The sequence below is a fragment of the Bacteroidales bacterium genome, from assembly GCA_029210725.1.
In the GTDB taxonomy this organism is placed as follows: domain Bacteria; phylum Bacteroidota; class Bacteroidia; order Bacteroidales.
Map to the genome: position 1 here is coordinate 120853 of JARGFM010000008.1, position 18513 is coordinate 139365.

Below are 18513 nucleotides of genomic sequence, written 5' to 3' on the forward strand. Positions count from 1 at the left end.
CATTAGAATCTGAGGCTCACCCTGGCCAGGTAATTGATGGTAGCCTGGGGAAAATATGCCGACCAGTAGTACTCCTCTCCATCCTGCCACCAGGTGCCGCCGTAAGCATTGTTTTCGTACAGGGCATTAAAAAGATTGTTGACCTGGAGCTGCAAAGTGATCAGGCCCACCTTCTTAACTGAGAAAGAGTAGTCCCATCTCAGATTATTTACAAACCAGGCTTTCAGCCTTAAATGCTCATTCATGGTATTTACAAAATACTGCCGGCTCACGTACTGGCTGATTAGGTGCAGCTCCATGGAGCCAGCCAGGTGCAAAACCAGGTCGCTCGAGGAGATCACCGAGGGTGAATAGGCGATATCCACATCACCAAGCCCTCTGGAAGAAGGGTGTCCCTCCCAGGTATTTGAATCATAATCCACATAGTACTCTGTGAAATCCCTGATCCTGTTTCTGCTCAGAGTCAGGTTGGCATTCCATTCCAGAAAGGATGCCGGCTGGATCCCGAAAGTCATCTCCACTCCGGCCCGGTAACTTTTCTTCACATTGGTCATGATCGGGTAACCATCCTGGCTCAACTGGCCCGTGGGTACGAGCTGATTCTTATAATCCATATAGTACAGATTAAGGGCAGCGGCCAGATGGGTGGATGTGAAGGAGTAACCAATCTCCAGGTCCCTGAGCTGCTCCGGTCTGGGGGTGGATGCGGGATCGCCTGTTGCATCCTTGAAATTTTGCCTGGCAGGCTCCCTGTTAGCCACGGAAAAAGAGGCATAGGCCTGCTGGTTGCCGCTGATCTCCATCTGGGCTCCCAGCTTAGGATTGAAGAAGTGAAACAGGTGCTTCTGGTCCAGCACTCTCCTGTACCCGTCGTCATCGATGCCTTTCAGCAGATAGTAAACATAGCGGTACTGGACATCTGCAAAGAGATTCAGGCGATGAGTAAGCTGGTAATTGGATTTGAGATACAGGTTGCCATCCCACTTCTCCGAGTCGTTCCTGTACCACTCCTGCCCCTTTTCGGTTTCTCCTGCATATCGCATCCAGATTATTTCTCCGAAGTGGTCGCCTGCATACCGGTTTATGCCCCCTCCTCCATAAAGCCTTAGCTGATCCCTGGAATAAATCAATGAGAACACAGTTCCGTAAAAATCATTATCGAGCCACTTCTGCCGGACCAGGTCTGTATTAGTAAGGGTATCAGATTCCACCACCAGATCGGGCAGATAATAATCATAAAGTGCTTCATCCTGCCTGAACTGCTCGTAGTATCCTTTGCCATCGACGTAAAACAGTGCCGCATTCAGGAAAAGATCTTCAGAGAGCATGGTGGAATAAAGCAAATGGTAATGGTTCTGCCAGTAATTATCGGTCTGGTTCTCATAGTAACGGCTCTCTCCTGAAGGGGTCAGGTACTGACCCGCCGGATTGTAGGTCCGGTTGCTATCCAGGGTGGCCTCGTCGATCCCCCACCAGCTGATACCCGAATGCTGTTCACCCAGGATAACATTTGCTTTGATTCTGCCCCTTTTGGTGAAGTAGGAGCCCGAAAGCTGCATGGACTGGTTATCGGAAAAAGCGTAATCCACATAACCATCCGACTTCATATTGGAATAGCGCACATCCAGGCTTAGACGTTCCCTGATAAGTCCTGTGCCCGCTTTCACCGTATGGATCCGTGTATGATAGGAACCAAAGGTGCTGCTGATATCTGCGTAGGCCAGCTTTGAGGGAGTTGCCGTCTGCAGGTTGACCGAGGCCCCGAAAGCCGCCGCTCCGTTGGTGGAAGTCCCGACCCCCCTTTGCACCTGTATACTGTTTAAGGAGCTGGCAAATGCAGGCATATTCACCCAGAATACCTGTTGTGACTCTGCATCATTCAGTGGTATGCCATCCACCGTGATATTTATTCTGCTTGGATCGGCGCCCCGGATCCGAAAGTTGGTATAACCTATTCCCGTCCCCGATTCGGAAGACTGGACCAGCGAGGGAGTCAGACTCAGCAGGTAAGCCATATCCTGGCCCATATTCCGGGCTCTTATTTCCTCCTTCTCCATGTTTTCATAGGCCATGGGAGTTTTATTACCCGCTCTTGTTGCTCTGACAACCACCTCATCGGCAATAAACATGGAGGTCTGCAGTACTACTTCGTAATTCTCTTTGAATGGGGGTGCGACTTCGATAACCCTGGTCTCAAATCCCATGTATGAGATTCTTATCTCATAAGACTTTCGTGCATCCAGCAGCAACTCAAAGGTTCCCGCTCTGTCTGTAATCACGCCCAGCCGGGTATGATTCACCACGACATTGGCTCCAGCCAGTGCCTCCCCCCTGGTATCAGTAACGGTACCATGTATTTGAGCAACCTGGGAAAGGACCAGCACAGAAGCAGTCAGAAATATCGAAATGAGGCTTAACCTTTTCATGGCATTGGTTTAAATCAATCGTACAATGAAAGGGGCCCGGAATAGTTATGCTCTGTTCCCTACGCTGGCATTATCCAGATCAGGTAAAGGGTTTGATCTCAGCCCGTACTATTAAGGCACCCCGTAATATCTGTAAAGATACAAGAAAAAATATTACTTTTACATATCATTTTATATACATATATAAATATATGCAATTCAAACAACTCGACCTGAAACCGCAGGGAAGCCGCCTCACACGCACCATTCATTCGCCCCGTATTAAAACTACAGCGATTGCCATTATCGTGGGAGCCGTGCTAGGATTCCTGTTTTTCTACTTCACCGAAGGGCGACTGATGGAGAGTATTCCTGCAAAGGAAATTGTGAAGAGCCTGCTAATCGGGGGCTTTTTCGGATTTTTCATTACCAACAGCCCCTGTGCCCGTGGGAGATGCTGATCTTTCCGACATTTCGATTCTTGACTTTGGAAGACTTTCGGGATAGTTACGCTGCAGATAATCAATCAGCTTTTCCCGCACATGCACCCTCAGATCCCATGCCGAAGGGGAGTCTGCCGCACTCATCAGGGCCCTGATCTCCATGGTTTTTTCTGTGGAGTCGGTCACCTGCAGTACATTCACTTTTCCATCCCAGTTCTTATCCGACTGCAGGATCCTGGTAAGCTCACCGCGCAGTTTATCAATGGGAACGGAATAGTCCGTAAAAATAAAAACGGTACCCAGTATATCTGCAGAAATCCGGGTCCAGTTCTGAAACGGTTTTTCTATAAAATAGGTGGTCGGAAGTATCAGGCGGCGCTTATCCCAGATTCTGACCACCACATAGGTCAGGTTTATCTCCTCGATCCATCCCCATTCTTTCTCCACAATGACCACATCTTCAAGCCGGATGGGCTGAGCGATTGCAATCTGGAACCCGGCCAGTACATTTCCAATGAGCTTCTGCGCTGCAAAGCCCAGAATAATTCCGGCCACGCCGGCGGAAGCAAAGAGGCTCACTCCCACTTTCCTGATTTGCTCAAAGGTCATAAGGGCAATGGATATAGCTATCAGCAGCACGATAAAAATCAATATCCGTTCCATGATTTTAAACTGGGTATAGACTCGCCTGGCCTTCAGATTGTCCTTTTCCTCTATATCATAGCGAAGCAGTACGATTTCCCGACCGAATTTGATGACCCGGATAATGAGCCAGGTAATAAAAAAAATGATAAGCAGGCTCAGCAGATGCATGAATATGTCAACCAGCTGATTTGCAGGGGCAAATGCAAAAAATACAAGATACAAGGCAATGGTCATAACAAGACCCAGGCTGGGATTTTTAGATTTTTGCCAGATGAGTCGTAATGTGGGCTTGTCTGATCTTTTAGTGAAACGTTTCAGCATCATAAAGCTGAGAGTGTGTATGACAAAACTACCCGCCAGAATTAAAACACTGACAATGACCGCATGTTGCCAATTGCCATTATCGTATTGATTTGCAAATTGTTGTGCCAGTTCATCAAACATAACTTTCGGTTTTCAAGATTATTTTCAACGATTCCTCATTTAAGATTCCCCGGAATATCCGTCCTGATAATGATCTCTTATATAATAGCTTCCCTGTTTAACTAACTCCAACCTGCATCACTGCATCGCCCTGGTGAAGTACCGGATCGTTATTCAGACTGATGACCTGTCCCGAAGTATGAGACTTCAGCCGAACCCTGTATTCTCCAAAAGGATCCGTGATAAACCCCACCGTCTGATTCTTTTTAATATCGTCGCCGCATTGAACCAGGCTTTGAAAAATACCTGATGTTCGCTCCCTGATCCAGGATGAATGCATAAACACGCGGTTTTCATATTCCGGTGGGACCAGCGTATGGGAAGAGAGACCCAGATAATTCATCAAGCGCAGGGTGCCGCTGATGCCTTGTTCAATGACTCCTTCGTTCAGGCGTGATGATTCTCCCCCTTCAAAAACTATGATCTGTTTGCCCAGTTTTGCGGCAGCCTGGCTTAGGGAGCCGGGCCGGTATTTGGCATGCAGAGTGACGGGCGCATAAAAGGCGTTCGCCAGTTCCATGTTAAGGGGATCATTTAACATGCAACGCACCTGGGGATGATTGGCCCGGTCGGCTCCGCCTGTGTGAAAATCTACCCCGCAGTCAATCTTTGGTACAATGTCTTTCATCAGGTAATAGGCAATCCTGGAAGCCAGCGAGCCACTATTATTGCCCGGGAAAGAGCGATTTACATCTTTACCGTCCGGAACATTCCGGGAAAAATTGATAAAGCCATAAATATTCAGAATGGGAATGCAAATGACGGTTCCTTTAACAGGGATGTGATGGTCCCTTTCAACGATGCGCCTGACAATTTCTATCCCGTTTATCTCATCACCATGCAGTCCCCCCAGCAGAAGCAATACAGGGCCCGGCTCTGCAGCCCTTGCCACCGTAACCATGATGTCAATGGCCGTACGGGAAGGAAGCCGGGCTATATTCACCTCAATACTGCCCGATTCTCCAGCCTGTATCTCTGTGTTGTTGATGATCATCGGTCCTTCAGATTAAGCTCTGATCCTGTCTTTGGGCCTTCTCTGTCTGGCGATGGACAGCTCCACAAACTCAACGATCTTACCGGCAATATCCACTCCGGTCGATTTTTCAATCCCCTCCAGCCCGGGTGAAGAGTTTACTTCCAGGATCAGGGGGCCTCTTCTGGACAGGATTTGCAGGCTCCTGAGTTTGTCGCGCGATCTGGTGATGGCCAGAGAATCGATGGCACTGAAGACCTTCATCATTTCAAACTGCCTGACCACAGCCGTACCATAAAACGTCACCGAAGCCCCGATCCGCGGGATCACAGCATCAATGTCATGTAAGTCCTCCCCTTTATAAAACATGGAGGGGCCCCGGTCATCCATGATAATATCACATTTAAGATGGTCATTCCTCGATAATACGGCTATTTTCACAAGTAATTATTTAATCGATTTTATTGGACTGTTTAAACTAAGTGTTTGTTTCTGTTTACAGGACAGGTTTTTGCGGTTTACATCCACCAAAAATCCCTGCCGAAGAAATTTCCGCCCAAGAAGTACGGGGTATTTCATCTGGCTGCGATCAGTAAGAGAAAATTCTGTGATAATCCGCTTCCCAAAGATCAGAATATCGGTGAAAATAAAGTAGCGGTGTTCGCTTTCTCCGCTGGAATTCTTCACAAGTTTATCTCTGTATTGTTCAAAATATATTGGCTTTCCTTTGTAGTCTGAATAAGAGGAATCCAGGAATACAACGGAAAGTACATCCTGATTGCTTTTACGGATCACCTCAATGTGACTGCAGTGGATGACGCTTCCAAAGGCTCCGGTATCTATTTTTGCCCGGATGCCTGTATATCCCAACTCCGGCAGATCTATCCGGTCCCTTCGGCCAATGATAATCTTTGATCCATCCATTACTCAAATCCTCAGCTGTAAAGATATGCTTCATAAATTAAAATCGGTCTCTATTACTTTTAAATCTGATCCTTTTCCTATCTTTCTTGTTATAAGAATAGAAACCCTTTGAACTTATGAAAACCAAAGTAGTTATCATCATCCTGCTCGCAGTTACTCTCATCGTTTTTGTTCTTCAGAATACAGAAACTGTTCTGATTAATATTTTTTTCTGGGATATCAGTATGCCTATGGCACTTTTATTGTTTGTTTGCTTTGCCATTGGCGTGATCATCGGTTTAATTATCCCCTCATCCCGGACAAAAAAGGCTCCTGATACGGATTTGTAAGATATCATCGTCAAGCTTCAATATCTACTGGAAAACTATCCATGGCTCGTTTTATAAAAGACAGAAAAGCTTCCAAAGGCCAGATTCCCGGTTCCCTGATCCTGATCGGGAATCAGAAAATGGAAAAGCCGGTGATCCGGCTGATGGAATACAATACCGGGCAACTGGAGGAAAAAGAACTATCCTCCATCGAAGAGGGTGCGGCCTGCAAAGATTCCGATGCGGTATCCTGGATCAATGTCTATGGGATTCATGATCTGGATCTGATGCAGCGACTCGGGGAGATTTTCGATTTTCATCCCCTCATCCTGGAGGATATCTTAAATACGGATCAGAGGCCCAAATATACAGATGGAGAATACCATGATGTATTTATATTAAAAATGCTCAAATATGATAAGCCTGCCAAGCTAATTTCCGCAGAACAGCTCACCCTGATCCTCGGCAAAGGCTACGTGATTACCCTCCAGGAACAGACCGGTGACGTTTTTAACCCGGTCCGGGAAAGGATCCGCACCGCAAAAAAAACATCACGGCTATTTGACTCCGACTATCTGGCCTACGCCTTGCTGGATACCGTTGTGGATAATTATATGCTTCTCACCGAAGAGATCGGAAGAGAGATTGAAGCCATGGAGGAAAGGCTGTTCACCGATGCGGATAATTCCCTGGTGGAAGAGATCTACAAACTTAAAACCGAGCTGTCCTTTCTTCGAAAATCGGTCCGTCCCATGAAAGACGTGCTGAGAGACCTGCTTAAATCGGAAAATTCGCTGTTTGAGGATAAATACCTGCATTTTCTGAATGACCTGGACGACCTGGTTACACAGGCTACGGAAGCCATTGAGTTATATAACGCGATGATTTCCGACCATCTGAATATTTACAGCACCAATGTAAACAACCGCATTAACCAGGTGATGAAGGTGCTCACCATCTTCGCTTCCATTTTCATACCTCTGACCTTTCTGGCCGGGATTTATGGAATGAATTTTGAATATATCCCCGAATTGTCGTTCCATTACAGTTATCTGATCTTTTGGATAGTGGTGATAGCTGTGGGTGTCGGACTGCTGATCTACTTCAAGCGCAAGAAATGGTTGTAATCCAGAGACCCTTCCTCCTGTCTGAAACTGGTGAAACGGGTACTTACAGACGATGGGCAGAAATAAAAGTTATACGGTTCGTGAGCATCAGTTATACACTGCTCTGCCACAGGTATGGAAAAGGCTGAGACGGGAAAACAACATCCACAGGACCTGTCGCTTCAGAGCCCTGAGGATTGGATTTTACAGCAGGCTCTTTGCATCCGGTTTTCTTTTGCAGCGACTATTCTTTTCAAAAAGAATCCAGGAACTGTCTTTCGAGGAACATCCTCCCCTGTTTATCCTGGGACTTTGGCGCACGGGCACCACCCATTTACACTACCTGATAGCACGTGATTCCCGCTTTGGATTCCTGAACAACCACCAGGCTTTTACCTTTAATATCTCCCTTTTAAGCATGGATCGCCTGAACAGGATCCTGAACATTTTTATGCCTGACAGCAGACCCCAGGATAATGTAAGGCTGAGCCTGGATGATCCGGCGGAAGAAGAGCAAGCGCTTTGTACTACGACTACCCGGAGCAGTATGCACTCCTTCTTCTTTCCCCAAAACAGGACCTACTTCAGAAAATATCACCTCTTTGAAGGGATCAGCGGACAGGAGAAAGCAGCCTGGAAAAGGGACTATCTGAATGTCCTGAAGAACATTGCTTTTTACTGTCAAAAGAATAAGCTTGTGCTTAAAAACCCGCACAATACAGGTCGGGTAAAAGAAATTCTGGAGCTCTTCCCAAAGGCTAAATTCATTTTCCTTCACCGTGAACCCTATGCGGTATACAGCTCCTCAAAAATACTGTATGAGCGAATGATCAGCAGCCAGTTTCTCCAGCCCTGCAGCGAAAATGAAATTGAGCAAATCATCCTGGAACAAAATCCACAGATTATGCGTAAATACCTTTCTGAAAGAGAATTAATCCCCAAAGGGAACCTGGTTGAAATTGGATTTTCCGAACTTGTAAATACCCCCATAAAGACCTTGAAAACCATTTACAAAGAATTACATCTGGATGGCTTTGAAGACGCCCGTCCCTCCATGGAAGCTTACCTGGACTCTGTGAGGAATTACAAGCGAAACACCTGTCATCCACCCAGCAGGTCAATCCTTGACAGGATACATTCAGAGTGGGACTTCTGGATAAAAGCTTTTGGATACAGCTTATAGACCGGCCGGCCGTGGACTTCCATAATGAATGCCTCACTGGCTTATTTATATTGAATTTATGGTGCCTTCTTAATACATTGGAACTTTATGATCTTAAACCAAGACGCCTATGAAAACTGTCCAATTTGAGCTTAATGGCAAACCGGTCTCCGTAAATGCACAGGAGGACGAATCCCTGTTGTGGGTAATTCGTGAACAATTAGGGCTTACGGGAACCAAATTTGGCTGCGGGGAAGGCTTCTGCGGATCGTGCACGGTGCTTATGAACGGTGAAGCAGTACGATCCTGTACTCTTGCGGCAGTGGATGCAGCCGGAAGCAGCATCCTGACTATCGAAGGGCTCTCTAAAAACGGAGTCCTGCATCCCATTCAGGAGGAATTCGTTAAAAACGACGCCCTGCAGTGCGGGTACTGCACCCCAGGCATGATCATGAACGCCTATGGCTTGCTCCTGAATAATCCTGAACCCACGCGGGAAGAAGTCGTCATCGCTATGGATGAAAACCTTTGCCGCTGCGGAGCCCATGGCCGGATCATCCAGGCCATACAGAATGCAGGAAAAAAGATGAAAAAAGCATAAGATTATGAACAGCGATAAAAGATACAACGACAGGCTTTTTAAAAATATGGGCAATCCCTTTGACATGGACCGCAGGGACTTCATGAAGCGGATCGGGACCGGACTCGTCGTCGCATTTTCGGTGGGGAGAACTCCTTTGAAAGCCGGCCTGCCCCAGGACGGCGATCCGGGTTTTAACGCTTATCTGCGCATTGGTGAGGACGGAAAGGTGACCCTTTATACCGGAAAGATCGAAATGGGACAGGGACCTATTACCTCCCTTCCTATGGAACTGGCCGATGAACTGGACGTCCGGCTGGAAGATGTGGACATCCTCATGGGAGACACCGACCTCTGTCCCTGGGACGAGGGTACCTACGGCTCGCTGTCGACCCGTGTTTTCGGACAGGTCATGCGTGCTGCAGCGGCCAAAGCCAGAGCCATCCTGCTGAAAATGGCAGCCGGGGAACTCTCCCTGGAAACAAGTCAGCTGGAGGTGCGCGACGGCATCGTCCGTTCGCGCGACAACCATAACAAAAGGATCAGCTATGCCGAGTTGACCAAAGGCAAAAAAATCCTGGAAACCGAAATCGGGGATGTAGCCATGAAAAAAGCATCGGAATTCAGGATCATGGGGAACGCCCGTTTACGGGTGGATTCTGTGGAGAAGGTGACTGGTGAGGCCAAATATGCGGGGGATATCCAGCTCCCGGGCATGCTGTCGGCGAGGATCCTTCGTCCACCCTCACTGGGTGCCCGGCTGCTGGCTGTGGATACCTCCGAAGCAGAAGCCATGGAAGGCCTTACCGTGGTTAAAGACGGGGATTTCGTGGCTGTTCTGCATCCCTCCCGGCATATGGCAGGCAAGGCCATCGAAACCATAAAGGCGGAATGGGAAGAAGAAGAAGTTGAGCTGAACCATGACTCGCTTTTCGATCACATCCTGGAAATCGCCACAGAGAGCCGCGTACTTGCATCCAAGGGTCAACTTTCCCAGGGAAAGTCGGACGCTGTTCAGCATATTGAAAGCAGCTTCCTGGACCCCTATATTGCTCACTCACCTATTGAAAACCATACGGCCACAGCCCTTATGGAGAACGGCAAAATGAAGGTATGGGCTTCCTGCCAGACTCCTTATCCTACCCGCGACGATATCGCAGAAACAGTGGGCATGGATCCCGGGGATGTGCAATTGCTTCCTATTTTTGTAGGAGGTGGTTTCGGCGGAAAAATCTACAACCCCCAGGCTACGGAAGTGGCTCGTCTGGTAAAACTCACCGGGAAGCCTGTCCAGCTGGTCTTCAGCCGCGAAGAGGAATTCATGTACGACCGCCTGCGTCCCGCGGCCGTGGTGAAGATAAACGCCGGGCTGAATGAGGCCGGACGGATCAGCTACTGGGATTTAACGGTTCATCAGGGAGGGGGACGTGAAGCAGAACATTTTTATGACATCCCCCACTCCAGGACCAGGACCAAAAGTGCTCCCCGCGGAACCATGGGACATCCTTTCTTTACAGGAGCCTGGAGAGCCCCCAGTGTAAACACCAATACCTTCGCCAGGGAATCACAGATGGACATCCTGGCCGCAGCTTCTGGCGTGGATCCCGTAGAGTTCAGGCTACGCCACCTCGAACACGACCCCCGGATGGCTAATGTGCTTAAGACCGGCGCGGAACGTTTTGGCTGGACCCCTGCCAAAGGTCCCAGCGGCAGAGGTTATGGCTTCGCATTGGGAATAGATGTGGGAACCTACGTGGTGGTTTTCGTGGAAGTTGAAGTGGACAGGACTACCGGATATGTACAGGTGAAAAGGGCCGTAAGCTGTCAGGACATGGGTATGATAGTCAACCCGCAGGGAGCCACCATCCAGGCAGAAGGCTGCATGTTAATGGGACTGGGTTATGCCCTCAGGGAGGAAATACAATTCGAAGGCCGGAAAATGCTTAGCAGGAATTATGACTCCTACAGCATTACTCAGTTTAATATGGCTCCCGAACTGGAGGTGGTCCTGATGGATTCACCGCATGAAGTTCCCCACGGAGGAGGCGAACCCCCTGTCGTATGTATGGGAGGCGCCGTTGCCAATGCGGTGTTCGATGCGACGGGGGCCAGGGTGTTCCGCCAGCCTTTGACCCCGGAACGTGTGAAGCAGGCCATCGACTCCATCTGATACAGAACTTTATGCAGCTGGAGGTCCTGTTCATCCTGGCGATCTGCCTGGTCGCCTTCCTGTATTCATCGGTGGGCCATGGCGGAGCCAGCGGATACCTGGCCTTCATGGCTTTGTTCGGGATTGAAGTGGCTCTGATGAAGCCCTCGGCCCTGATCCTGAATCTTTTTGTCTCTTCCATCGCCTTTATCTCATTTTACAGGGCAGGGCACTTCCGGGCACGGCTCCTTATACCCTTCGTGGTCACCTCCATCCCCATGGCCTTCCTGGGTGCCAGCCTGGAGCTTCCACCTGAGCTGTATAAAAAGATCCTGGGGGTCTGCCTATTCCTGGCTGCCCTGAGGATCGTGATCCGAACAGGAGAGGATGGCGATCGTAAACAGCTGTCTATTCCCATAGCCCTGGCAGCCGGAGCCTTGATTGGCTTCTTCTCCGGGATGATCGGGATCGGGGGAGGGATCATTCTCAGTCCCCTCTTGCTGCTTACCCGCTGGGGAGGTATGAAGGAGACTGCGGCTGCCTCGGCTGCCTTTATTTTCCTGAACTCCCTGGCCGGACTGAGCGGTCACATCCTGGCCGGAATGGAGGTCTCACCCAAAATTGCGCTCTGGATCGTGGCGGTGATGGCGGGAGGACTGCTGGGATCCTGGACAGGCGGATTCAGACTGACGGCCATGCAACTCAAATACCTGATTACCACAGTTTTGCTAATTGCCAGCCTCAAGCTTTTTATTATTTAAGTGGAAATCTTTTACATTTACAGGAATTGGGAGATATGATTCAATTGGAGAAGGCACTGGCACGGGCGGGAATATATCCGGTCCGGACAGGAAGCGAAACGCTTCCCCTGGAGGATACGCCTGGCCGGGTGCTTGCAGAGGATATTTTCGCGGACAGAGATATCCCTCCCTTTCCAAGGTCCACCATGGACGGGTACGCTTGCAGACGCAAGGATCTGCCGGGCCCCCTGGTAGTCCTGGAGACCATTGAAGCAGGGAAATTACCGGTACACGATATTGGCAGGGGCCGGTGCTCCAAAATCATGACCGGAGCCATGGTCCCCTCAGGAGCCGATTGTGTGATCATGAAGGAAGATGTGGAGACCGGGACGGATGGCCGGATCTTATTTACCGCGGTTGAAACCGAAGCGCATATAGATTCCAGGGGACAGGATCTGAAGAAAGGTGAGCTGCTTCTCCCCCAAGGATGCTGTTTAACTCCCGGGCATCTGGGGATCATTGCATCTGCGGGTAAGACCCGAATAAAGGTGGCCCGGGCCCTTAAGGTGGGCATCCTGGCCACCGGAAGCGAACTTATCGAAGCCGGCCAGCATCCTGAAGGGGCGCAGATACGAAATTCCAATTCTTACCAGCTGGCTGCCCAGATTCGTCGTGCAGGCCACCTGCCTTACGCTATGGGGATTGTGGAGGACCGCTTCGAAAGCATTGCGGAACGGATCACCATGGCCCTGGAAGGGACCGACTTGCTGCTTTTAACCGGAGGGGCCTCCGTGGGAGAACTCGACCTGGTCCCCGGTGTATTGAAAGAACTGGGGTTCCGCCTGGAATTCGACCGGGTGGCCATGCAACCCGGAAAACCTGTCTCCTTCGCTCACCGGGAAAACAAGCGATGTTTCGGGCTGTCGGGAAACCCCGTTTCCAGTTTTGTGCAGTTCGAATTGCTGGTCAGGCCTTACCTGGAGATCTGCGCAGGGATGCTTCCGGTTAATAAAAGGATCCTGGTCACCCTGGAGAAGGAATACCGGAGGAAACAGGCCGACAGGCAGTTCTTCCTGCCCGTTACTTTCACCGGCGGGGGGGCCTGTGAAGCGGTTGAATACCACGGTTCCGGCCACCTTCATGCCCTGGAGAAGGCTACGGGTTTTGCCGAGATCCCTGCCGGGCAAAAAATAGTAAATAAAGGAGATAAGGTGCATGTACGACTCATTTAACAGGGAAATTACTTATCTGCGCATCTCGGTAACCGACCGGTGTAATCTGGCCTGCAGGTACTGCATGCCGGAACAGCTGACAGTTGCTGCGCATGGAAGCAGAATCCTGGACTTCAATGAGATCACGCATATTGTAAGGACCCTGGCTCCCCTGGGTATTTCAAAGATCCGGCTTACCGGGGGCGAACCCCTGGTCAGAAAAGGACTGGATGAACTGGTAGGCATGATCTCAAAAGTGGAAGGAATCCGGGAGATTACCATGACCACCAATGGCCACTTACTTGCCAGAATGGCCTCAAAGCTTGCTCTGGCGGGTCTGGACCGGGTCAATATCAGCCTGGATACACTGGACCCGCAACGATACCGGAAGATCACAAGGGGGGGCGATATCCGCCAGGTGAAGAAAGGAATAGATGCCGCCCTAAAAGCCGGGTTGGATCCGGTGAAGATTAATTGTGTGATTACTCCGGACACCTCCCCTGAGGAGATTGAGAACCTGAAAAAATTCTGCGGCTCAAAGGACCTGGGACTAAGGTTTATCCGGCAGATGAACCTGGGATCGGGCAAATTCTGGAAAGTGGAAGGTGGCGACGGGGGTCATTGTCCCCTTTGCAGCCGGATCCGGCTCACTGCCGACGGCCGGTTTATTCCCTGCCTGTTCAGTGAAAAGGAATTCGATATCACAGAACTCGGGATCGGGGGGGCCTTCCGTATGGCTATTCAGCAAAAACCAGAGAGGGGCCGGGTAAACTCCAGGAGCACTTTTTATGAAATAGGCGGATAAACGGTCCTTTCGGGGATAAAAACCTAAAGAAGATGAATGTTAAGGAGGAGCAAAAGAGGCATCTGAGCCACATGGACAAACAGGGCGATGCCCGCATGGTAGATGTGGGTGGCAAGCAGATTTTGCACCGAACCGCCCGGGCATCCGGCCTGATCTGCCTGGCTGCGGAAACCATAGAGGCCATCAGGGATGACCAGCTGAAAAAGGGAAATGTACTGGCTGTTGCCAGGATCGCGGGCATTCAGGCTGCAAAAGCAACCCCGGACCTAATTCCCCTCTGCCACATCCTTCCGCTTGATTCTGTCTGCATCGACTTTGAATTCAGGGATGAGGGAATCCTTGCCAGCTGTGAAGTAAGTTGCCAGGCCCGTACCGGGGTTGAAATGGAAGCGCTGACCGGAGTATCGGTGGCGCTGTTAACAGTATACGACATGTGCAAAGCCATAGACGGGGAGATGGTCCTGGATCAGATCAGGCTGATTCATAAAGAGAAGGAGGAGCCCACCGCATGAAACAAATGATCACCATCACCTCGGTGAACCAATCCGGCAGCAAGGGGAAGGCCAAAAAACCGGTTCCTGAAGTCCTGATCAACCAGGAGGGTATTGTCGGAGATGCCCACGCTGGTCCATGGCATCGTCAGGTCAGTCTCCTGGCTTCCGAGAGTATCCGGAAATATGAAAGCAATACCGGATCGCGTGTTCCCGACGGGGGATTCGGAGAAAATATCACCACCTCAGGCTTCGCTCTTCATCACGCCCGTCCGCTGGATCGTTTTCTGCACGGGGAAGTGGTCCTTGAGCTCACCCAGGTCGGTAAAAAATGCCACGGGAAGGGTTGTGCCATATACAAGGATACCGGGGAATGCATCATGCCTGACGAGGGAATATTCTGCCGGGTACTTCACGGAGGCAGGCTGAAAGCAGGGGACCGGCTTGAATATGTTCCCAGGACCTTCAGCCTGAAAGTGATCACACTCAGTGACCGGGCTTCAGGCGGATTCTATTCCGACCGGAGCGGACCCCTGATCCTTCAGGAGATCGAACACTGGTTCGAAGAGAAAAAACTGAAGCACGCGGCCAGCACGGTGATCCTTCCGGACAGCCGGGAAGCCTTTTCAGGTGAACTTGGAAGAGCCATCGGGGAAAACACGGACCTGATATTTACAAGCGGCAGTACCGGGCTGGGTTCCCGGGATATGGCCCCCGATGTAGCCATGCAGCACCTGGAAAGGCAGATCCCGGGGATCATGGAGCTGATCCGGGTGAAATACGGCATGGTCAACCCCAATGCTTCCCTGAGCCGTTCCATCGCGGGAACGGCAGGGAAATCGCTGATCTTCGTACTTCCCGGTTCCACACGCGCCATCAAAGAATATATGGAAGAGATCCTGAAAAGTCTCTGGCACCTTATCCTGATGGTCAATGATATCGACAGCCACTGATCCCTGAAACCGGAGTACCCTACGAGATCAACTGAATGATGTAGTAGGATCCAATGCCGATAAAGACAAGCGCCAACACCCTTCTGAACCATAATTCAAAAGATTTCAGCCTGTTAAATGCCCTTCCGACACCGGAAACCGTAAACGCCAGCAGCCAGGCAAAGATCACCACGGGGATGCCGGCTGCCAGGGAAAAAGGCAGGCTTAGCCAGGGCGAAGCGGTGGTGATAATCAGAGGTATCAGCATGGCGAAATAGAGCATACCGCTGTAGGGACAAAAAGCCAGGGCGAAGACCAGTCCCACCAGAAATGAATCCCAGGCCCGGAAAGCGGTCCGGTTTTGAAATCTCTGGGTGAGGCGGCTGATTCCGGGGAGATTCATCCGGAATAATCCCAGCATATACAATCCGATGAGCAACAAGAGGGGACCAATGAAATACTCAGAGTATTGCTGGAAAATTGTTGAAATTCTGAATTGGTCCGCTCCCAGATAAAGAATCAAAGCCAGACCGGTATAGGCTGAAACAGTTCCCAGGGCATAAAACACTCCATTTGAAAATACCTTGCGGGGCCGGGTGATGTCCTTCCCTATATAGCCCATTGCAGTAATATTGATGGTCATGGGGCAGGGAGCCAGGGCAATAAGCAAACCCAGTAATAAAGCTGAGATCAGCGGACCCGGGGCACTGGCATAGAGTTCTGTCAGGAAGGTCTGCATCACTCCAGGAATTTATCGAGTGTTTCTCTGAGGGCTTTCCGGTAGTATTCAGGATGGGTGCTGGCATACATGAAGGCAGCGCTGGTAAGATCTTCCGCGCGGCCTCCTTTCACCACAAAAAGGGTTTGGCCTGAGGCCTGTAAAAGCCTGGCCGTATTCTTTCCGTTTTCGGTCTGGAAATTCAGGGTGATGAACCTTACCCTTCCCGACTCGATATCCTCCCTGTATTCTTCTTCGAGCACGAACCTGGTCTCCTGCTCCACCGCAGTGCAGGATTCACAACGTTGCGCCAGGTGGAACAGCACAATCTGCACATAATCAGCATCAGGTATAAAGGTGCCAGTATCCTTTCCATTCCCGCTCCTGCATGCGTGCACTGCCAGCAGGACGATCCACATGAATACAACAATTACTCTTCTCATGTCCTTCATGTAACAAACCAGGATCACGCAGTGTTCAGACCGGCCTCAGCAAATCCGGGTATTCATAAAGGGGCTGTCCCCTTGGCTTGGGTCATTCAGCCACTTTAACACACAACATCCGGGCCTGATCCCTGATCAGAAGCTTGCCGTCGGCCAGTGCAATGGGTGCCCAGTTCTGCGTTCCAAACCTGGCAGAACCGGGATCATCATTCTCCAGGGCTGTGAGTATCTCCGCGGATGCCAGTGGCTTAAATCCGGTGGGATCGGGCTCGATCAGGTACAGGGTCTTGGCCCCGTCGGTGGCCAGGATCAGTCCGTCCGCCAGGATCATGCTGCCCTTGTTAAAATCCGGATCACGCTTGGTCTTCCACATGATCTCCCCATCCATGCTCATGCAACTCAGGCCATCGCGGGTATTATTGGTTCCGTACTGGGCATAGAAATACCCTTCATGCAGGATGGGTGGCTTGGTCTGGTCACCAAATTCTTCGGTCTTGATAAGTACCTTTGTGCCGTAACTTCCATCTGCTCCTTTATCCACTTTGATCATCAAGGCACCCAGATCATATCCTCCTAAAACCAGTATCCTGTTTTCTCCTGCATCCACAGCACTGGGAATCGGTATACCGCATACCCAATCCGAATTTTCCCAGAGTATATCACCGGTTCCCGGATCAATTCCTACAATCTTTCCCGGAATAACCGGTCTTCCTCTGCCTCCCCCGGAGGCGGTTACCATCACCACATGGTCATCCCCGTCAATCTTAACGATAGCCGGACTGACATACCCTACGCCGCCCAGGGAAGGAGTTTTCCAACTGATTTCCCCGGTGAGTTTGTCATAGGCTACCACCCCGGCCCCGGGAGCCTGGGATGCAACGATAAGCAGATCGCCATAGACAAGGGGACACTGGGAAATGGCCCAGGTAGGGAAGCTGCCGGATTCGCTGCCGGGCTGACCACCAAAATCTGTCCATACATTCACGTTCCACACGGGCTTATGGGTATTTATATCGATGCAATACAGATCGCCATATGTCCCAACGGAGTAAACATAATCTCCATCAACAGCCGGGACACTTCTGGATCCCGGGAACTGAACAGATCCAGGGGCTTCATATTCAAATTTCCAGAGCTCTTTCCCTGTGGAAAGATCAAAACACCTCATCTTATCGCCAAACTGATCATCTCTGTCCAGCAAATAAACCTTCCCGTCTTTGACAACCGGACCTCCGTAGCCAATACCCAAATCCACATTCCATAAAACCTCGGGGCCCTCTTCAGGCCAGGAGCGTAAAATATTTTCCTGGGGGGAGGTACTGTTTCTCTCCGGGCCAAGGTACTGAGGCCAGTCCTGCGCGTAGACATTTGCCATGCACGCTGAAAAAAGAAGCAATGCAACAAATCTCATGTTTTGTCTGATTTTCATAATATCTTCGGTTATTTTTATCTGATTATTATATAGTTGGACAACTATCCGGATCAAAGGTTTAATAGAAATTATTGCTCTGTTTTAGCCTTGCTTATTCGTGAATGCCATATTGAGAATAAACCCTGCTTCCCCGGCCCTCTCATGGAGATAAATGGATGTTCTAATATTACCTGAAATTTAGACAGATGAAACCGATTACAATTTTTCGGGAAACACAGCAATGCTCAGGAATTCACCGGTGTTTCCATTTGCTTTATTCCCTGACAAATATGGCCGGATCAACAGGAACGTTCATTTCAACCGATGTAATTTTATTTTCCATACTCATCTGACCTCCAAAATCAATCTCCTGCATATGCGACAATTTGATTCCCCCATCCACTTCTTTGTAATCTTTGTATTCGGTAAGCATATCCATCTCAGATCCCTGAGCCTCCACCGTAACAACGGAACGAATCAACAGGTGAGTATCCGGATCGAAATAGTTAGGGTCTGCTGAAAAAGTCATTTAATAAAACATTATTTCTCGGCCCTGAGTACTGACGATTGTCCGTTGCTCCGCA

20 protein-coding genes and 1 riboswitch are annotated in these 18513 nt (G+C 50.0%); of the genes, 11 read left to right on the plus strand and 9 right to left on the minus strand.

Translation table 11 applies throughout. The annotated features are described in order from the left end of the window. Positions 1 to 2: 2 nt before the first annotated feature. Entirely contained in the window at positions 3 to 2426 is a 2424-nt protein-coding gene (locus P1P86_06320; GenBank protein MDF1574791.1) for a TonB-dependent receptor, read from the minus strand. Between the two features lie 39 nt (positions 2427 to 2465). Then, positions 2466 to 2560: riboswitch (TPP riboswitch) on the minus strand. Between the two features lie 57 nt (positions 2561 to 2617). On the opposite strand from P1P86_06320, the gene P1P86_06325 reads away from it, so the two are divergent. Next, positions 2618 to 2866 (plus strand): hypothetical protein, encoded by a 249-nt coding sequence (locus P1P86_06325; protein MDF1574792.1) that lies wholly within the window; start codon positions 2618 to 2620, stop codon positions 2864 to 2866. Here P1P86_06325 and P1P86_06330 read toward each other — a convergent pair. The 4 genes from P1P86_06330 to P1P86_06345 form a co-directional block, all read right to left on the minus strand. Next, the gene (locus tag P1P86_06330; protein MDF1574793.1) at positions 2804 to 3937 is read right to left on the minus strand and encodes a mechanosensitive ion channel; all 1134 of its coding nucleotides are present in this window, start codon (positions 3935 to 3937) and stop codon (positions 2804 to 2806) included. The two genes, P1P86_06325 and P1P86_06330, sit on opposite strands and share 63 nt — an antisense overlap. 97 nt (positions 3938 to 4034) lie before the next feature. After that, positions 4035 to 4970, minus strand: coding sequence for a succinylglutamate desuccinylase/aspartoacylase family protein (locus P1P86_06335; GenBank protein MDF1574794.1), 936 nt, complete (start codon positions 4968 to 4970; stop codon positions 4035 to 4037). A gap of 12 nt (positions 4971 to 4982) precedes the next feature. Continuing rightward, positions 4983 to 5390, minus strand: coding sequence for a hypothetical protein (locus P1P86_06340; protein ID MDF1574795.1), 408 nt, complete (start codon positions 5388 to 5390; stop codon positions 4983 to 4985). A gap of 6 nt (positions 5391 to 5396) precedes the next feature. After that, positions 5397 to 5873 carry a RimK/LysX family protein gene (locus P1P86_06345; GenBank protein ID MDF1574796.1) on the minus strand — a complete coding sequence of 159 codons (477 nt, stop codon included), beginning with the start codon at positions 5871 to 5873 and terminating at the stop codon, positions 5397 to 5399. A 116-nt stretch (positions 5874 to 5989) separates the two neighbouring features. On the opposite strand from P1P86_06345, the gene P1P86_06350 reads away from it, so the two are divergent. From P1P86_06350 to P1P86_06395, 10 genes are all read left to right on the plus strand, one after another. Beyond that, entirely contained in the window at positions 5990 to 6202 is a 213-nt protein-coding gene (locus P1P86_06350) for a LapA family protein (protein ID MDF1574797.1), read from the plus strand. Between the two features lie 41 nt (positions 6203 to 6243). After that, on the plus strand, positions 6244 to 7308 hold the full coding sequence (gene corA / locus P1P86_06355; GenBank protein ID MDF1574798.1) for a magnesium/cobalt transporter CorA: 1065 nt from the start codon (positions 6244 to 6246) through the stop codon (positions 7306 to 7308). 52 nt (positions 7309 to 7360) lie between these two features. After that, complete coding sequence (locus tag P1P86_06360; GenBank protein ID MDF1574799.1) at positions 7361 to 8470, plus strand: sulfotransferase; 1110 nt, start codon at positions 7361 to 7363, stop codon at positions 8468 to 8470. 109 nt (positions 8471 to 8579) lie between these two features. Beyond that, complete coding sequence (locus tag P1P86_06365; protein MDF1574800.1) at positions 8580 to 9050, plus strand: (2Fe-2S)-binding protein; 471 nt, start codon at positions 8580 to 8582, stop codon at positions 9048 to 9050. Positions 9051 to 9054: 4 nt separating this feature from the next. After that, the gene (locus P1P86_06370; GenBank protein MDF1574801.1) at positions 9055 to 11199 is read left to right on the plus strand and encodes a molybdopterin-dependent oxidoreductase; all 2145 of its coding nucleotides are present in this window, start codon (positions 9055 to 9057) and stop codon (positions 11197 to 11199) included. Between the two features lie 11 nt (positions 11200 to 11210). Next, entirely contained in the window at positions 11211 to 11939 is a 729-nt protein-coding gene (locus P1P86_06375; GenBank protein MDF1574802.1) for a sulfite exporter TauE/SafE family protein, read from the plus strand. Between the two features lie 35 nt (positions 11940 to 11974). Then, positions 11975 to 13150, plus strand: a complete 1176-nt coding sequence (locus P1P86_06380) for a molybdopterin molybdotransferase MoeA (GenBank protein ID MDF1574803.1) — start codon at positions 11975 to 11977, stop codon at positions 13148 to 13150. After that, positions 13134 to 13934: a radical SAM protein gene (locus P1P86_06385; protein MDF1574804.1), complete on the plus strand. Its 801-nt coding sequence runs from the start codon at positions 13134 to 13136 to the stop codon at positions 13932 to 13934. Before P1P86_06380 ends, P1P86_06385 begins: the two co-directional genes overlap by 17 nt. A gap of 32 nt (positions 13935 to 13966) precedes the next feature. Next, a complete protein-coding gene (gene moaC, locus P1P86_06390) occupies positions 13967 to 14446 on the plus strand; it encodes a cyclic pyranopterin monophosphate synthase MoaC (protein ID MDF1574805.1) in 480 nt (159 codons plus the stop codon). Then, positions 14443 to 15378, plus strand: coding sequence for a molybdopterin-binding protein (locus P1P86_06395; GenBank protein ID MDF1574806.1), 936 nt, complete (start codon positions 14443 to 14445; stop codon positions 15376 to 15378). The genes moaC and P1P86_06395 overlap by 4 nt, the downstream gene beginning before the upstream one ends. Before the next feature lie 19 nt (positions 15379 to 15397). Here P1P86_06395 and P1P86_06400 read toward each other — a convergent pair whose 3' ends face one another. From P1P86_06400 to P1P86_06415, 4 genes are all read right to left on the minus strand, one after another. Continuing rightward, on the minus strand, positions 15398 to 16096 hold the full coding sequence (locus P1P86_06400) for an aromatic aminobenezylarsenical efflux permease ArsG family transporter (protein MDF1574807.1): 699 nt from the start codon (positions 16094 to 16096) through the stop codon (positions 15398 to 15400). Continuing rightward, a complete protein-coding gene (locus P1P86_06405) occupies positions 16096 to 16518 on the minus strand; it encodes a nitrophenyl compound nitroreductase subunit ArsF family protein (GenBank protein ID MDF1574808.1) in 423 nt (140 codons plus the stop codon). The genes P1P86_06400 and P1P86_06405 overlap by 1 nt, the downstream gene beginning before the upstream one ends. A 91-nt stretch (positions 16519 to 16609) precedes the next feature. Beyond that, positions 16610 to 17947, minus strand: a complete 1338-nt coding sequence (locus tag P1P86_06410) for a PQQ-like beta-propeller repeat protein (protein MDF1574809.1) — start codon at positions 17945 to 17947, stop codon at positions 16610 to 16612. A 256-nt stretch (positions 17948 to 18203) separates the two neighbouring features. Then, positions 18204 to 18458 carry a hypothetical protein gene (locus P1P86_06415; protein ID MDF1574810.1) on the minus strand — a complete coding sequence of 85 codons (255 nt, stop codon included), beginning with the start codon at positions 18456 to 18458 and terminating at the stop codon, positions 18204 to 18206. Positions 18459 to 18513 lie beyond the last annotated feature (55 nt).

Coding starts and splice junctions, on each gene's coding strand:
- P1P86_06320 (MDF1574791.1), bottom strand. CDS start 2,426: ATGAAAAGGTTAAGCCTCATTTCGATATTTCTGACTGCTTCTGTGCTG.
- P1P86_06325 (MDF1574792.1), top strand. CDS start 2,618: ATGCAATTCAAACAACTCGACCTGAAACCGCAGGGAAGCCGCCTCACA.
- P1P86_06330 (MDF1574793.1), bottom strand. CDS start 3,937: ATGTTTGATGAACTGGCACAACAATTTGCAAATCAATACGATAATGGC.
- P1P86_06335 (MDF1574794.1), bottom strand. CDS start 4,970: ATGATCATCAACAACACAGAGATACAGGCTGGAGAATCGGGCAGTATT.
- P1P86_06345 (MDF1574796.1), bottom strand. CDS start 5,873: ATGGATGGATCAAAGATTATCATTGGCCGAAGGGACCGGATAGATCTG.
- P1P86_06350 (MDF1574797.1), top strand. CDS start 5,990: ATGAAAACCAAAGTAGTTATCATCATCCTGCTCGCAGTTACTCTCATC.
- corA (MDF1574798.1), top strand. CDS start 6,244: ATGGCTCGTTTTATAAAAGACAGAAAAGCTTCCAAAGGCCAGATTCCC.
- P1P86_06360 (MDF1574799.1), top strand. CDS start 7,361: ATGGGCAGAAATAAAAGTTATACGGTTCGTGAGCATCAGTTATACACT.
- P1P86_06365 (MDF1574800.1), top strand. CDS start 8,580: ATGAAAACTGTCCAATTTGAGCTTAATGGCAAACCGGTCTCCGTAAAT.
- P1P86_06370 (MDF1574801.1), top strand. CDS start 9,055: ATGAACAGCGATAAAAGATACAACGACAGGCTTTTTAAAAATATGGGC.
- P1P86_06375 (MDF1574802.1), top strand. CDS start 11,211: ATGCAGCTGGAGGTCCTGTTCATCCTGGCGATCTGCCTGGTCGCCTTC.
- P1P86_06380 (MDF1574803.1), top strand. CDS start 11,975: ATGATTCAATTGGAGAAGGCACTGGCACGGGCGGGAATATATCCGGTC.
- P1P86_06385 (MDF1574804.1), top strand. CDS start 13,134: ATGTACGACTCATTTAACAGGGAAATTACTTATCTGCGCATCTCGGTA.
- moaC (MDF1574805.1), top strand. CDS start 13,967: ATGAATGTTAAGGAGGAGCAAAAGAGGCATCTGAGCCACATGGACAAA.
- P1P86_06395 (MDF1574806.1), top strand. CDS start 14,443: ATGAAACAAATGATCACCATCACCTCGGTGAACCAATCCGGCAGCAAG.
- P1P86_06400 (MDF1574807.1), bottom strand. CDS start 16,096: ATGCAGACCTTCCTGACAGAACTCTATGCCAGTGCCCCGGGTCCGCTG.
- P1P86_06405 (MDF1574808.1), bottom strand. CDS start 16,518: ATGAGAAGAGTAATTGTTGTATTCATGTGGATCGTCCTGCTGGCAGTG.
- P1P86_06410 (MDF1574809.1), bottom strand. CDS start 17,947: ATGAAAATCAGACAAAACATGAGATTTGTTGCATTGCTTCTTTTTTCA.
- P1P86_06415 (MDF1574810.1), bottom strand. CDS start 18,458: ATGACTTTTTCAGCAGACCCTAACTATTTCGATCCGGATACTCACCTG.